Annotated in this window: 16 protein-coding genes and 1 other annotated feature (1 of these 17 only partly in view); of the genes, 2 read left to right on the forward strand and 14 right to left on the reverse strand. The window is 41.4% G+C overall.

Annotated features, from left to right (window positions below):
- Window positions 1-127, reverse strand: a binding site (T-box leader) (it extends 149 nt beyond the left edge of the window).
- Between the two features lie 163 nt (window positions 128-290).
- Window positions 291-449, forward strand: a complete 159-nt coding sequence (locus AC1D7X_RS02925) for an asparagine synthase (RefSeq protein ID WP_068659360.1) — start codon at window positions 291-293, stop codon at window positions 447-449.
- Window positions 450-552: 103 nt separating this feature from the next.
- On the opposite strand, the gene AC1D7X_RS02930 is transcribed toward AC1D7X_RS02925, so the two are convergent.
- The 13 genes from AC1D7X_RS02930 to AC1D7X_RS02990 form a co-directional block, all read right to left on the reverse strand.
- Complete coding sequence (locus AC1D7X_RS02930; RefSeq protein WP_495454141.1) at window positions 553-1,272, reverse strand: 3-ketoacyl-ACP reductase; 720 nt, start codon at window positions 1,270-1,272, stop codon at window positions 553-555.
- Between the two features lie 128 nt (window positions 1,273-1,400).
- Window positions 1,401-2,171 (reverse strand): class I SAM-dependent DNA methyltransferase, encoded by a 771-nt coding sequence (locus AC1D7X_RS02935; protein WP_495454140.1) that lies wholly within the window; start codon window positions 2,169-2,171, stop codon window positions 1,401-1,403.
- Between the two features lie 124 nt (window positions 2,172-2,295).
- Window positions 2,296-3,216 carry a CvfB family protein gene (locus tag AC1D7X_RS02940; protein WP_495454139.1) on the reverse strand — a complete coding sequence of 307 codons (921 nt, stop codon included), beginning with the start codon at window positions 3,214-3,216 and terminating at the stop codon, window positions 2,296-2,298.
- Entirely contained in the window at window positions 3,213-3,569 is a 357-nt protein-coding gene (gene rsfS, locus AC1D7X_RS02945; RefSeq protein ID WP_495454138.1) for a ribosome silencing factor, read from the reverse strand. The genes AC1D7X_RS02940 and rsfS overlap by 4 nt, the downstream gene beginning before the upstream one ends.
- Window positions 3,566-4,144, reverse strand: a complete 579-nt coding sequence (yqeK, locus tag AC1D7X_RS02950) for a bis(5'-nucleosyl)-tetraphosphatase (symmetrical) YqeK (RefSeq protein ID WP_495474612.1) — start codon at window positions 4,142-4,144, stop codon at window positions 3,566-3,568. Before yqeK ends, rsfS begins: the two co-directional genes overlap by 4 nt.
- Window positions 4,134-4,718 carry a nicotinate-nucleotide adenylyltransferase gene (locus tag AC1D7X_RS02955; protein ID WP_495454136.1) on the reverse strand — a complete coding sequence of 195 codons (585 nt, stop codon included), beginning with the start codon at window positions 4,716-4,718 and terminating at the stop codon, window positions 4,134-4,136. The genes yqeK and AC1D7X_RS02955 overlap by 11 nt, the downstream gene beginning before the upstream one ends.
- 17 nt (window positions 4,719-4,735) lie before the next feature.
- The gene (yhbY, locus tag AC1D7X_RS02960; RefSeq protein ID WP_495454135.1) at window positions 4,736-5,026 is read right to left on the reverse strand and encodes a ribosome assembly RNA-binding protein YhbY; all 291 of its coding nucleotides are present in this window, start codon (window positions 5,024-5,026) and stop codon (window positions 4,736-4,738) included.
- Between the two features lie 318 nt (window positions 5,027-5,344).
- Entirely contained in the window at window positions 5,345-6,220 is an 876-nt protein-coding gene (aroE, locus tag AC1D7X_RS02965; RefSeq protein WP_495474613.1) for a shikimate dehydrogenase, read from the reverse strand.
- A 78-nt stretch (window positions 6,221-6,298) separates the two neighbouring features.
- Window positions 6,299-7,426, reverse strand: a complete 1,128-nt coding sequence (yqeH, locus tag AC1D7X_RS02970) for a ribosome biogenesis GTPase YqeH (RefSeq protein ID WP_495454133.1) — start codon at window positions 7,424-7,426, stop codon at window positions 6,299-6,301.
- The gene (locus AC1D7X_RS02975) at window positions 7,423-7,950 is read right to left on the reverse strand and encodes a YqeG family HAD IIIA-type phosphatase (protein ID WP_495454132.1); all 528 of its coding nucleotides are present in this window, start codon (window positions 7,948-7,950) and stop codon (window positions 7,423-7,425) included. Before AC1D7X_RS02975 ends, yqeH begins: the two co-directional genes overlap by 4 nt.
- Before the next feature lie 102 nt (window positions 7,951-8,052).
- Window positions 8,053-10,263, reverse strand: a complete 2,211-nt coding sequence (locus tag AC1D7X_RS02980) for a DUF4129 domain-containing transglutaminase family protein (protein WP_495474614.1) — start codon at window positions 10,261-10,263, stop codon at window positions 8,053-8,055.
- Window positions 10,260-11,504: a DUF58 domain-containing protein gene (locus AC1D7X_RS02985; RefSeq protein ID WP_495474615.1), complete on the reverse strand. Its 1,245-nt coding sequence runs from the start codon at window positions 11,502-11,504 to the stop codon at window positions 10,260-10,262. The genes AC1D7X_RS02980 and AC1D7X_RS02985 overlap by 4 nt, the downstream gene beginning before the upstream one ends.
- Window positions 11,501-12,469, reverse strand: a complete 969-nt coding sequence (locus tag AC1D7X_RS02990; protein ID WP_495454129.1) for an AAA family ATPase — start codon at window positions 12,467-12,469, stop codon at window positions 11,501-11,503. The genes AC1D7X_RS02985 and AC1D7X_RS02990 overlap by 4 nt, the downstream gene beginning before the upstream one ends.
- A 463-nt stretch (window positions 12,470-12,932) precedes the next feature.
- Between AC1D7X_RS02990 and AC1D7X_RS02995 the strand changes: the two genes are divergently transcribed.
- The gene (locus AC1D7X_RS02995; protein WP_495454128.1) at window positions 12,933-14,006 is read left to right on the forward strand and encodes a M42 family metallopeptidase; all 1,074 of its coding nucleotides are present in this window, start codon (window positions 12,933-12,935) and stop codon (window positions 14,004-14,006) included.
- Window positions 14,007-14,182: 176 nt separating this feature from the next.
- Here the strand turns inward: AC1D7X_RS02995 and AC1D7X_RS03000 are convergent.
- Window positions 14,183-14,378 (reverse strand): IS3 family transposase (locus AC1D7X_RS03000; RefSeq protein ID WP_495474616.1); only part of this gene is annotated, 196 nt, incomplete at its 5' end.

The following is a 14,378-nucleotide window of genomic DNA, read 5'->3' on the forward strand; positions in this document are numbered from 1 at the left end:
AAGCTCTTCCATAATCATATCATGACTCCAAGGTAAGTTCGTTTCGGATCATCAACCGGCTTCCAGCAAACCACCGGCTCTCTGAGTGATATTTCTCGAAATTAATACTCCTCATCAACGTTTAAAATATGCATTTTGATGAACCATATTATACAGAATTAAGGAAGATAAGTCAACAAATGACCCTCGACAAATATATAGGTTACTGATCATGTCTCAAGCGTATAGTTCATTATATTTTGACAAAGACTACTATACGTCTTTCCAAACCAATCTAAGGGAGTGTTCATATGCGCGAAGGGATGATTCCTACTGTTCTTGGAACTGTTGTATCAGCATCTGGTGCTGCGTTACTTGGAAGTAAGTATAAGCTTGCTGCGTATGGCGTACTAGGCTTCGGTCTAGCACATATTATCCTTGGAAGTATTGACCTTGTAGAACATCGTTAAATTGGAGAGACAATAAGGACATTAGATCTGATCTCATGCTCCTTAGTAACACACGCAAAAGCAAGCCTTGGATCAAAGGATCCAAGGCTTGTTTGATGATCCATTATTGCGGATTTGTTGTCCAAAGTCCAGCCGTTTTTACAAACACGCGCTGTGGAAGTTTCAGGGTAGCCAGAGCTAACTCTGCCACATCCTCAGGTTGCATCATGCGATCTTCATCACCTATTTTTAAGCCCGCATTCTTAGCAAGATCTGTATTCACTGTACTTGGAGTCAGTGCAACAACACGAATGTTGAATTTGCGAACTTCTTGCAGAACGGATTCCGTTAATCCTAATACCGCGAACTTAGAAGCACAATACGCTGAACCTGTTGCAAATCCTTTCTCACCTGCAGTGGATGAGATATTAATAATGTTACCACTATTCTGTTCTACCATCGTAGGAAGTACCGCACGAGTTACATAATAAGTTCCCATTAGGTTAACGCGCATCATTCTCTCCCATACTTCAGGATCCATCTCTAACAATGTTCCGAATTCTGCAAATCCAGCATTATTAATCAGAATATCAATTGAACCTAGTTGTTCTTTTAAACTATCCACTGCTTTGTCCACTTCATCCTTTACAGAAACATCCGCTGTAGCAATACTAACCTTGACGCCATAAGTTTCAGTCAAAGTGTTACGAAGTCCTTCTAGATCTGACGTTGTTCTAGCGATTAGCCCTAGATTAACACCTTCTTTAGCAAGGGTTGTAGCTATAGCTAGACCAATTCCTTTTCCTGCTCCAGTAATAATGGCTGTACTATTCTTCAATTCCATTTCATTCACTCCTTCATATGTGTTATATCGATAGTCTTCAATCAAACTCACTTCTCAAGTATATACTAAAAAGGATCTATATTAAAAAAATGAAGCCCTGATATCTATCCAAGGCTTCATACACATACTTATTTGATCGCAACATAGAATAATCTCTGCGCATCATCTTCAGCTTCGACCCATTCAAAGTCAGCGTATATTTTGATATCACGGAATCCAGCTTTGGTAAGCTCCACTCTCATCCACTCTGGATCGTAAGCCCGCTGAACATGAATCTCATCGAAACGTCGATACTGATCGCTACCTTGTTCATCACGTACGAAAATTCGCAAATGATGTTCAATAGCATAGCTCTGTACATCCAAATCGCAAGTCCAAATATATGAAACTGAACGTTCATCCAGCACAAATGGTTGTTCATCATCGTAACGTTTCATCGTGTTGGGGTGGTGTACATCAAAAAGAAATGATCCACCTGGTTTTAGACCCTCATATGTACGTGCAAACATAGATATGACATCCGCTTCCTCAACGAGATAATTAATACAATCACAAAAAGATATCACAGAATCCACTGGTTCTGGCAGTTCCCACTCTTTCATATCCTGGTTTACCCAACGTATACTACCTTCACGATAAAGGCGGCTACCTTGTGGAGTCATATCCATTTTGCCACGTGCAACGGATAACATATCTGATGAAAGATCTATACCTGTTACTTCAAATCCAGAATTCACTAGTGGTATGGTGATGCTACCCGTTCCACAGCCAAGCTCAGCTACAGTATGAGGCATCCCATGTTTCTCCCAAGCTGTTCGCGCAAAACGTATCCAGTCAGGGTATGGCATGTCTTCCATTAACTCATCGTAGACATATGCAAATTTCCGGTAGGATGACATGATGACACCACACTTTCTTTGGAATACTATGAATCCATTATAGAGGTTGTTCAAAAAGTCATCTTTTGATCACGAAGTACTCTTGGTGCTGAAAATCCGACTTTTTGAACACGTACTTATAGGATTAAGACTGTATATCTTCATTCGAATCCGATTCTGAATTCGATTCAGGATTCACTAAGTACGTCCAATTTTCTTTTTGCGTAATTAGGCCATCTTTCAGCAACTTACCTATAGCCCGTTTAAATGCAGATTTACTAATGCCGAATCGATCTTTAATGATATCCGGAGGAGTAGCATCGGAATAAGGCATTCCACCACCTGGACGATCCTTGAGGAATTCTAGCAAACGCTCTGCATCTAGATCTCTTCCAACCTCTTTCAATGGTGCCATGGAAAGATTGACTCTGCCATCTTCACGAATATGGCTAATACGTGCCTTCACTTCTTCGCCAAGACGAAGCATGCGAGTGCGTTCCGTAGCGTGAATTAGACCAATGACCCCGAATCCAACTACACCACCATCAACAAGCACAAATGTGCCCATTTGGAGCGATTTATACACGGTTGCAGTCACCCACTGATTCATCCATGAGGTAGGGGCAGCAAAAGTCAGTGTCTCTAACTCATACTCCCCAGCTAACTTGGCAAGTAGACGCCCTTGCTTATCATGTTCCATGGTAACAAACACAGAATCACCGACACGTGGATGTAGTTCTTTAATCTCAGGTAACTCGCGTATAGGAAGTAACAATTGACGACCAAGGCCCATTTCAAGGAAGCACCCTAGACGTGGATTGATATCAGCTACTACCAATTTGGCTATTCCACCCAGTGTCAACAGTGGCTTTTTCATCGTTGCAGCCAAGCGACTTTCGGTATCAAAGAAAATGAATACTTCTACGATATCACCTGGTTTTATTTCTTCTGTAATCTCCGTGTAATGAAGTAACACATCGAAATCATCCCCATATAGAAAGAATCCGTATGGAGACACTTCACGGGCCACTTCTAGTGAGACAACTGTACCCGCAACTAAACTCATACCATTTCCACTACCTTAGCATCAGACCATAATCTTTCAAGATTATAGAATTCACGCTCATCGCGGTGGAAGACATGAACAATAACGTCCCCTAAATCCATTAGTACCCAACGAGCAGCGTTCATACCTTCGATCCCACGAATTGTTGTACCTGCTTCCATAGCCGACTTACGAATTTCTGTAGCGATGGATTGCACTTGTACATCAGAGTTACCGTGACAAATCACAAAATAATCAGCAACCATTGAAACTCCTCTTAAATCCAGTGCAACGATGTTCATTGCCTTTTTATCTTGTGCACCAGTTACTGCCAAATCCAACAACTTCTCAGGACTAACAAACTTTTGATTCATGAATTCGCCTCCATTTGCTTTATTAAATCATTACGTGCTAATACTGTTAACGGATAAATAATTTGCGTACGTGACATCAAGAAATGAATTGTAGAGTCTAATCCAGCAACTAGGCTTCCTTCTAAACTATGGTTGGCTAGTTCTCGAATATTATTCACACCCGGAAAGTCTCTACCCGGTTCAATATAATCGGCTAGACATACCACTTTGTCCAATAAAGTCATACCTATTCTGCCAGAAGTATGATAACGAATAGCATCTAATACTTCGATATCGTCTATTCCATAATCATGACTTGCTACATATGCACCTACTTCAGCATGCCATAGTTGTTTATTATATAATAACAAATCATCAGATAACTGATTGTCGGTTAGAATCGCTCTTAGCTTCTCTACGGGCCAATATTTAGCCACATCATGCAGAATCGCAGCTAAATCAGCTTTTACAGGATCTGCTCCATATTGTTCTGCCAACTTTACAGCTGTCTCCATAACGCCCTGTGTATGTTTCCAGCGCATCTCAGGCATCTGAGAGGATACAACTCTAATAAGATCATCACGGCTATATTCCATAGATCCCGCTCCTTAGTATATATTCATATACACGATCAGGCACCATATAACGGATGGAATGCCCGGTCTCTGCCCTCTCCCTAATCTCAGTTGAGGATATGTCTACAAGTGGCATGTCAGCTAACAAAACTTTATCCTGTAAGTAACATGGTAATGCACTCAGGTCTATAGGAGAACCTGGGCGCCCAACACCAATAAAGGTTATGATCTTCGACAAGTCTTCAATCCGATCCCATTTAGGTAAATAGTTAACCATATCCGCTCCAATAATAAAATAGAAGTCAACTCCTGGATGGATCTCATGAAGCTCTTCGATCGTATCTATGGTGTAGGATACACCGCCCCGTTTCACCTCGATATCCAGAGTTCGAAAGGAAGGATGGTCCTTAATTGCTTCGGTTACCATCGCTAGCCTCTCTTCACCCGTTGCTCCTGCCTTTTCTTTGTGAGGAGGAATATGACTTGGCATGAACCAGACTTCATCCAACTGATAAGAATCCCTTGCAGATTCTGCTGCGAGCAAGTGTCCGATATGAAGTGGATCAAAGGTCCCTCCCATGATACCTATCTTCATGCTGAATCCTCCCCTACTTATGGCAGTTGAATTTGTTTATTATCTTTTGATTCTTTATACAATACGATTACTTTTCCGATGACCTGAACTAATTCAGAACCAGACTCTTTAGCCAATTCGGCTCCGATTTCGTTCCGATCTTCAAGACATGTGTTAAGAACTGTTACTTTCATCAGTTCTCTCTTCTCAATAGCTTCTTCAATATGACGAATCAAATGATCGTTCGTTCCATTCTTACCCACTTGGAACACAGGATCTAAATGATGCGCTAATGAACGTAGATAACGTTTTTGTTTTCCGGTTAACATGTAATATCCAAACTCCTTCAATTCAATTAATTAATCTTTTGGTGGCTCAAAACATTTCTAGTGTTTGAAAACAAAGCTATAGCTGACCGCTACGGTGGCGGATTGTACTTACGATCGCTGTTATCCTCTGATTTCTTGATTTAACCGCTTATAGCGGTAGAAATCAGAGGATAAGTATATGCTTTCGAAGTAGCTTTCCTATGGAAAGCTTGTAGGCGAACGCTATCGCTTCTTCAGTACAATTCCGTCCCCTTCGCTACGTTCTGTCATTAACATATTGCTTTCAAGGACTAGTTAGATTCAGAGCCTATTGTTCTACTACTTATCATTCCCAAGACTCTTCAAGACCGCAGTTCGCATACTCTCAATCGGTGCAGGCATTCCTGTCCAATACTCAAGGGCATAGGCACCTTGATTGACAAACATCCCGAGACCACCATGTATGATACAGCCTCTCTCCTGACTTTTCTTCAAAAGTTCAGTTGTGAGCGGATTATAGATTAGATCACTCACGATAATTCCTGCTGGTATTATCTCTGGATCAATAACCGATTGTGACACATGAGGATGCATCCCAATGGATGTTGTATTAATGACAACATCCATTGCAGGCATTAGGGAATGGACTTTGTCCATGGCGAGTGCGGTGATATTCACAATTGACTTCCATTCCTCTACCATCTGCAGGGCTTTATCTTCAGATCGATTTACAATCACTATATTCTTGGGTTCTTCCTGCGCAAGTGCGTAGACAATGCCCCGAGCGGCTCCACCTGCTCCTAAGACCATGATGGACTTGCCACGTAAATCAATTTGGGTCTCATCTTTCAGCGACCGGACATAACCAATCCCATCCGTATTGTATCCCGTAAGAATACCGTTCTCATTCACAATCGTATTTACAGCACCTATTCGGGCTGCGGATTCGTCGATTTGATCAATATAATTCATAACCTCAACTTTATGTGGAATGGTCACATTGATCCCTCTAAATCCAAGTTCTTTCATGCGAGTAATCGCACTGCCGAGATCCTCACGACTAACGTGTACAGGAACGTATTCACCCTCGATTCCAAGCTCAACTAAAGCAGCGTTATGCATCAATGGGGATTTAGAATGTGCGATAGGATCTCCTATGACCGCAAGATGCATCGTCATCTTGTTAGGTTGTGAAGGCAAGTCTCTCCATAACATACTCCCATTTCACCCGCTTTTATATTGATTTATCTAGATCATGCTTGGCCCAACCCTATTGCAAATTGGTGACTTTCACTATATCAAAGAAGGCCTAGATAGAACTTTTACACCACGTGGCACGTGAACTGCTATGATAGCACCCTGATCACTATTAATTTTGACCCATCCTAATCCTGAGATAAATATATCGGAATGAGCCCCTCTTTTAATACTGAATTCGTGTCTTGTCCACTCGGGAAGTTTCGTTAGGTTCTCCTTGTTAGGAGGTGAGAGCATCTCTCCTGCATGATCTGCATACAAAGAGTCTGCACGCTCTAACTTCGTACGGTGAATTCCAATCTGCGGACTAAGGAAGCAAGTGAATGATTGTCGCTCACCTTGTACGAAATCGAATCGAGCCATAGCCCCGAAGAATAACGTCTGTCCTTCGTTGAGTTGATACACCATTGGTTTAAGTGGATTCTCTGGCATGGTAGCTCCAAGATCCTCACGACTCACAAGCTCACTGAAACGCCAAGGGTATACGATTCCTGGTGTGTCAATAATGTGGTGACCATCATCAAGCGGTATATTAACCATATCCAGTGTAGTACCTGGATAGCGTGATGTCGTCAATTCCTGTTCAAGGTCACTGTAATCGCGGATGAGACGATTAATCAAGGTTGATTTGCCTACGTTTGTTGCACCCACAACATATACATCCCGGTCTCCACGGAACGTAGCGATGGTCTCAAGCAAACGATCAAATCCCTGATTTTTCTTGGCACTACATAATACGATTTCTTCCGTTTTCAGACCATTCTCTTTAGCCTGATGCTGAACCCAATTCTTAATCTTGTTCCAATTCGTAACTTTCGGAAGTAGATCAATCTTGTTTACCGCAAGAATAACAGGGTTATTCCCAACAAAGCGTTGTAATCCAGAAATCATACTTCCCTGGAAATCGAACAAATCTACAATATGAATAACAAGTGCATTCTTATTGCCGATCTGGCTCAACAGCTTCAAGAATTCATCTTGATCCACGGTAACAGATGAGGATTCATTGTAATTCTTAATACGGAAACAGCGCTGACAGATAATCCGTTCTTGTTCTAGCGCTTTGGATGGTACATATCCTGGTAAATCAGTTTGCTCCGTCTGCAATGTAATACCACATCCACTACAGTGCCTGGCTTCTTGCTCGCCAATTGTTTCTTTCATTCTTTGTGTTCCTCCTCAAGCCATAATCCTTTTTTGCGAAGATTTGTAAGCGCAATACGCTCCACTCTTCGATTGATTCTTGTTGTCCATCCTTCGTCCTGAATCGAGATGGGTAGCACTAATACTGTAAGTAGTCCGAGCCGATTCCCACCGAACACATCGGTCATCATTTGGTCGCCTACCATGATCGTCTCTGTATTCGAAAGTCCCATCATCTTCATAGCCTTTTTAAAAGGCTTAAGGGAAGGTTTGCGGGCTTCATGTACATATTGAATGTCCAATGGAGTAGCAAAAGAGGATACTCGCTCCAAATGGTTATTAGATACAATGATTAGTTGAAACCCTGTCTTTTTCACCAATTCAAACCAAGCAATTAATTCCGGATGGGCAAGCGGTGCTTTTGCACCTACAAGCGTATTGTCCAAATCCGTAATAATCCCTCGGTAACCCTTTGCATATAAATCTTCCAAGTCAATATCGAATACTGTATTCACCCGTAATTTAGGCATCAGCATTTCAAACAAGTCAAGTCACCTCAGTTTCATACGACAAACTATACCATAATATCATGAGTTATTACAAAAGAAACCGTCCCTTTTGCATAGGCAAAAAGGACGAGGGTATGGCTAAGTATTATTTTTCGCCCTAAGAGCGACTTTTAACTGTTCCGCAACCTTCTGAACTACATGCCATTCATCACTTGCAATTGCCTCTGGACTATACCGAGCTTTTTCAAAATGTTCCAGAAGGACGTCCAGAGATTCTCCTAGTGCTGGTATACTACTGTGCCATTTCGCCACGGACTCACGTAACGTCTCATTCTTCCCGCGAGTTAAGCCATGTCTGTGTACAGACCGCAACCAACGTTCCGTTTCCGCAACCACTTTCTCAGCAGGGGATAGTTCTTTTCCCATTCGAAGACGAAGCCACAAAAAGTGTAGTGAATGACGGGATTTCCATCCCTTATACCCCAACCACGAAAGAATCAAAAGGATTGATGCTACGGATATCCCTTTTATCCAAATAGATTTCACACCTTTATCTGTGGATTCAACTGGCGTCTTATCCTCATTCTCTTCTTTTTCTTGCGGATCTACCTCTTGAGTATTAGCAGTATTGTCCATTTCCTTAAGGAGTGGCATATCAAACCCTGGTGTTGCTTCAACTGGTACCCAACCATATGGGCCAAAATAAACTTCCACCCAAGAATGAGCATCGGCATTGGTCACGATATACGTTCCTGAATCAGACTGTCCCTGTTGCATCATGCGGAGATCGTCCAATTGAGGTTGTCGCCCTGGAGCATATCCTTTGACCCAACGAGCTGGAATATCTAGAGATCTTGCTAACATGACCATCGAAGTAGAGAAATAATCACAATATCCTTCACGTATTTCAAATAGAAAACTGTCTACGAAATCATCACTAATCTTACGAGAGACATCAGGCGTGTTGGTATATTCATATGTCTCTCCTAAATAGGTCTGCAATAAAGCGATTTTTTCAAGCGGTGTCTCGGCTGATTCTGTGACTTTAGCAGCTAATTCTCCAACTCGTTTGGGAAAACCTTTGGGAATCTGTAAATAATCTTTTTCGGTGAAATTGTCATATAAATCATCGAAAGATTTCATTCTTAATTCTTCTACGCGAATAATAGGAATCTCTGAAGTGACAAGATAGTTCTGTGGATACTTTTGCTCAGCATCCCAATGAAGTTCTGCCTGTGGGGCATTCCACTGAATGCCTTTCATATCCTTCTCACTGTTTAACGTCTGAACAGAAGACATCGCAAATGCTCCAAATAATACCGGATATTCTTTACCATCTGAGATCGTTATATGCTGTTGCACTTTCTCTGTCTGTATAATAGCGGACGACGATTCCCGTTCCAATTCTTCTTCTGCCGTCACATCATCCAGAGAGCTTTCTTTGCGAGTCTCATTCTTCCAGCCCGTACCTGAATAGACACTTCGTGTCTCTCCACGCCAATAATTACGCTGGGACGATTTAACTGTCATTACTAATGAATAGTCGAAGTCAAACCCAGCCCCGAGCTGATTATCTTCCATACTATATCCAGAAGTAGATGGCTGTGCATTAGCTATTTTAACTTCCACTTGCTTACTATTTACATCGGTTGAATCGCTATTTCGCTCTGTCCATGCTGTGTATGGGTCCGTAAGTATAGGAGACACCTTCGGCATATTAACACCCAGTAAAAAGATTACAGCAAAAATCAGTACGATATGCGCTATCATCTCAAAAGGTGAACGAAGTAAATTTCTCCAACCTACAGGATATCTACTTTTAAAACGTTGAAAATGATGACTCACCAACCATCCCATCATAGCAAATACCATCCATGCAGCTTTATCCCAAAGTATGGTCTCTGTGAAGGAGTCGAGTATGGCCATTGCGATAACATTTAGACCCATAAATAGAAGGATCCAACGTTGACTTCTTATAAATTTAGCTATGAATAGACATAATATTGCTGCGCTAAATGCAAACCACACATAAGGCTGCATAGCAGATATAAAGTTATTCATCCCACTTTGTAGTTCTTCCGTCGGATTATATACCTTATAATCAATAAGTGTGGACCACAAGGTCAGTAATATCAATGCACATTCAATAATAAGGCGATACCCCCTCTTTAATGGGAGTAAAACTTCTATAACGATAATTATTACAATGGTTCTGCTGACTAAAGAAGTTGTCTCTTCAAACCATAATTCTTCCGTAAAGGATACCCATTGTTTAGCAACTATCCATATCCACAAGAAAGAGATTGAGGTTAACCAATCATATTTGAAAATAGCTTTACGCTTGGTCATACCGATCCCCTTCCTATTGCGTTAGGTAACTCCTCTAATGAGGAAACAGCACACCCACGAATACCACGTGCTCTTAGCACGGATGACCAATCCTTTGCGGGATTCCCATTTGTATGAAGAATGTGCACGTGAGATGGACTCATCCCACGCGTATCCGCCCATCGGAACAACTCCATCACAGTTTGTCCACTGGTTGGACTGACTAGAACAAAATAAGCGCCTCGTGGAAAGAGACTTGACGCCGATTCTAACATAGGTAGTAATTTGCCGACTCCATCAGCATTCAAATCTACTAAATGGTGTTGCATTTTCTGCCGCTCTAACGAGCTCTCCGATGGAGTAAACACTTGAGACCGACTTGCAAGAGTACATAACCCAATACCTATTCGTTCACGAATGCCGTATTCTAAGAGTGAAGATACCGTAGAAACAGCAAGTTCAAATTGTTCATCTGAACTATAATTCGCTTTTAAAGAATCCAGAACGATCATTGTTTTGGGAACCGATTCATGTTCGAATTCTTTGGACTTCCAAGTTCCAGTCCTCGCTGTCGCGTTCCAATGAATTCGTGTAATACGATCACCGTAAACATAATCACGAACCCCGTTAATTTGTGTCGTCTCTCTGCGTGAAGAAGATAATGCCGTCTGAGGCCCAGCGAAGCGAGAATGACGATCGAACAGTTCCCAATATGGAATAAAGACCTTTCGTGGAAGGACGATAAATTGCCCGGGAGCGTGAATTGCCCCTTTATGTTCCAATAATCCAAAAATATCCTCACTCACACATTCTGAATCCATGAAATCATATCGACCACGTTCCAATTCGGGCGTTTTAAACACGAGTTGAGCCTTCCCACGGAAGCTAGGGATCACGCTCTCTTCAAAAGACCACGACTGACCATTATGTCTTTTCAATACTTCTCTTACGATAATATAAGGAAAAGGAAGAAACCCTGGAATATGAATATTGAGTTTCACATTGATCTTTTCTCCAGCATGAACTACATCCAATCGTTCATCATATAACGTGAGTTCACGTCTCCCCACTGCTCGGCTAACCCCACTATATCCACCAAGTAGCAAATACACTAATACTAAGCTACACATTGCGAACAGCATGGAAGATGTCTTTCCGCCTTGAAATAATAAATACATCAGACTGACTCCCCATACTAAAAGAACCGCCCACAATCTAGGCTTACGTAACCCTTTTCTAATGGACGTCAGAATAGCATTCATCCCCGATCGCCCGTCATCATGGTTACAGGTATCTTAACCTGTTGGATGATGTTCTGAAGAACAGATTCTGTATGCATACTTTCAAGACGTGATTCTGGACGGAGTAAAATCCGGTGGGATAAAATATATGGAGCTAGATTCTTAACATCGTCAGGAAGTACATAATCTCGATTATGAAGAAAAGCAAAAGCCTTACATGCCAACATAAAAGATAATGAGCCTCTGGGACTTGCACCAAGTAGAACGGCTTGATGTTCACGAGTTCTCCGAACTAATGCAAGCATATAATCAACAACTACATCACTCATATGTATATTCCGTATTTCTTGCTGTATCGTAGCAATGTGCTCCATGTCTGTGACAGACTCTAATCGATTCACAGGTTGTCCCATCTGATGTTGCAACAACAGACTTTTCTCAACCGAAGCCTCTGGATATCCAAGATTAATCTTCATCATAAACCGATCAAGCTGAGCTTCCGGAAGAATATATGTACCTTCGAAATCAATTGGATTCTGAGTGGCTATCATCATAAATGGATGGGGTAGATCATGTGTCTCTCCGTCCACGGTAACGTTACGCTCTTCCATAACTTCAAGCAATGCGGATTGAGACTTCGTCGTTGCTCGGTTAATCTCATCAACAAGTAATATGTTAGTCATTACTGGGCCAGGGCGGAAATAGAATTGTTGATCGCGAGGATGAAATATAGACACCCCTGTGATATCACTAGGTAGAATATCAGGATTACACTGAATACGACGATAATCGCCACTTATTGATTTAGCGAGAGCTTTAACTAATTGAGTCTTACCCGTTCCCGGCACATCTTCAATAAGAACATGTCCCCCCGCAAGAAGCGCAGTGAGTAATAATTGTATTTCTAGAGACTTCCCTAAGATACAAGATTCAAGATTAGATTGAAGATCATTAACGATTTGAATGGATTCTTTACGGATCGGCATAAGTTATTTAAATCCTCCTGTTTCTTACATTTATTACATTGTACATGATGCATAGTTTTAAGTATATTGGGCATAATTCCTAAATTGATCGTCATCTCATCTTAATGTAAGAATACAACGGTAAAAAAAGAAATCAAATGAAACGTAATAACTGTACATGACAGATGAGCGACTTCGACTTTATAACGATGTCGCTCACAGAATTTTTCTTAAACCTCATTTAAAAAAGCCAAATCAAAATAATGATCAACAAAATAAACAACACATAAATCAGAATACGTTTCCTCAACGTCAAGTTCATGATATGTGCCCCCTTCTCAATAGCTACTACAGAACATTCACCCATTGACATGTTATGCCTATCAAGCATGAAAAGTGCAAGGTCAATTCTAATGTGGACAATCGACAAGACAAAGTTCATACTTATCAATGAAAATCACACATGAAAAGGAGTTTTCTTTCAATGAATCAAAAAACGATGGAATTGTTCCGCCAACTTACTGAGTTTCCAGCTGCATCAGGATTTGAAAGAGAATTGCGTGCATGGGTCAAAGATGCCATGTCATCATATACGGAAGAGTTTGTACAAGACCGACTAGGAAGTCTCTTTGGTGTTGTTCGGGGAGATGAGAATGGTCCTAAGGTAATGGTTGCTGGGCATTTCGATGAGGTTGGATTTATGGTAACAGGGATTACCCCTACAGGTATGATTCGTTTTCAACCTCTTGGAGGATGGTGGAGTCAGGCCGTACTTTCACAACGCCTTCGGATTATCACAGAAAATGGGCCTATTATTGGCGTAGTTGGTTCCACTCCAACTCATCTATTAGATGAAGCACAACGTAGTAAACCAGTCGACATCAAGTCTATGTATCTGGATATTGGTGCTGACAACCAAGAAGAAGCTGAATCTTTCGGTATTCATCCCGGACAGCAGATCGTACCGATCTGTGATTTCACACCTCTTGCTAATCCTAAGAAAATTATGGCGAAGGCATGGGATAATCGCTACGGTCTAGGTCTTGCCATTGAAGCTCTAGAAGCACTACACAAAGAGAAACTTCCAAATACATTGTACATCGGTGCAACGGTTCAAGAAGAACTAGGATTAAGAGGTGCTCGCACAGCAGCTAACCTTATCCAACCAGACATTTTCTTTGCCTTAGATGCTAGTGCAGCCAACGATATGACTGGTGACAAACAGGCATTCGGACATATTGGTAATGGTGCATTATTACGTATATTTGACCCAACTATGCTAACCCATCGTGGACTGGTAGAGTATGTTCAAGATACAGCAGACACACATAAAATTAAATACCAGTACTTTGTATCTCCTGGTGGCACAGATGCAGGTCAAGTTCATCTTAGTGGGATCGGTGTTCCTTCAACAGTGATTGGGATCTGTTCTCGCTACATCCATACATCGTCTTCCATCATACATACAGACGATTATGAAGCTGCTAAGGAGCTCTTGATTACCTTAGTAAAAGGCTTAGACCGTACGACGTTGAATACAATTCTTGAACGAAGTTAAGAACTGGGCCGTTTAGATAATAGGACCCTTGTTATTGTGATTGAATGCTGGCTGAGTTCTCGAGTTTCATTAACGGGAAATCTTCCTGTTAAATGAGTGGGATAGGCCATCATTTCTCTTACTAACTGGAAATCTGGACCACCGTCAAGAAAGTAGACACTCCGTTAAGAAATTTATTATGCATTCTTCTTCTTTTGAAAGAGCGCAGCAAAGCGAACCGGCGATAAATAACCAAGTTTACTGTGGATACGTTTACGGTTATAAAAGAATTCAATATACTGAAAGATTCCATCATATGCTTGCTTCTTGGTCTTAAATGTCGTGCAGTAAACATATTCCTTCTTAAGAATACTGTGAAATGATTCGATACAG

Source organism: Paenibacillus sp. Y568 (genome assembly GCF_059445545.1).

Coding starts and splice junctions, on each gene's coding strand:
- aroE (WP_495474613.1), bottom strand. CDS start 6,220: ATGTTATGGAGAGACTTGCCTTCACAACCTAACAAGATGACGATGCAT.
- yqeH (WP_495454133.1), bottom strand. CDS start 7,426: ATGAAAGAAACAATTGGCGAGCAAGAAGCCAGGCACTGTAGTGGATGT.
- yqeK (WP_495474612.1), bottom strand. CDS start 4,144: ATGGAATATAGCCGTGATGATCTTATTAGAGTTGTATCCTCTCAGATG.
- AC1D7X_RS02980 (WP_495474614.1), bottom strand. CDS start 10,263: ATGACCAAGCGTAAAGCTATTTTCAAATATGATTGGTTAACCTCAATC.
- AC1D7X_RS02940 (WP_495454139.1), bottom strand. CDS start 3,216: ATGAGTTTAGTTGCGGGTACAGTTGTCTCACTAGAAGTGGCCCGTGAA.
- AC1D7X_RS02995 (WP_495454128.1), top strand. CDS start 12,933: ATGAATCAAAAAACGATGGAATTGTTCCGCCAACTTACTGAGTTTCCA.
- AC1D7X_RS02925 (WP_068659360.1), top strand. CDS start 291: ATGCGCGAAGGGATGATTCCTACTGTTCTTGGAACTGTTGTATCAGCA.
- AC1D7X_RS02990 (WP_495454129.1), bottom strand. CDS start 12,469: ATGCCGATCCGTAAAGAATCCATTCAAATCGTTAATGATCTTCAATCT.
- AC1D7X_RS02985 (WP_495474615.1), bottom strand. CDS start 11,504: ATGAATGCTATTCTGACGTCCATTAGAAAAGGGTTACGTAAGCCTAGA.
- AC1D7X_RS02955 (WP_495454136.1), bottom strand. CDS start 4,718: ATGAAGATAGGTATCATGGGAGGGACCTTTGATCCACTTCATATCGGA.
- AC1D7X_RS02930 (WP_495454141.1), bottom strand. CDS start 1,272: ATGGAATTGAAGAATAGTACAGCCATTATTACTGGAGCAGGAAAAGGA.
- rsfS (WP_495454138.1), bottom strand. CDS start 3,569: ATGAATCAAAAGTTTGTTAGTCCTGAGAAGTTGTTGGATTTGGCAGTA.
- AC1D7X_RS02935 (WP_495454140.1), bottom strand. CDS start 2,171: ATGTCATCCTACCGGAAATTTGCATATGTCTACGATGAGTTAATGGAA.
- yhbY (WP_495454135.1), bottom strand. CDS start 5,026: ATGTTAACCGGAAAACAAAAACGTTATCTACGTTCATTAGCGCATCAT.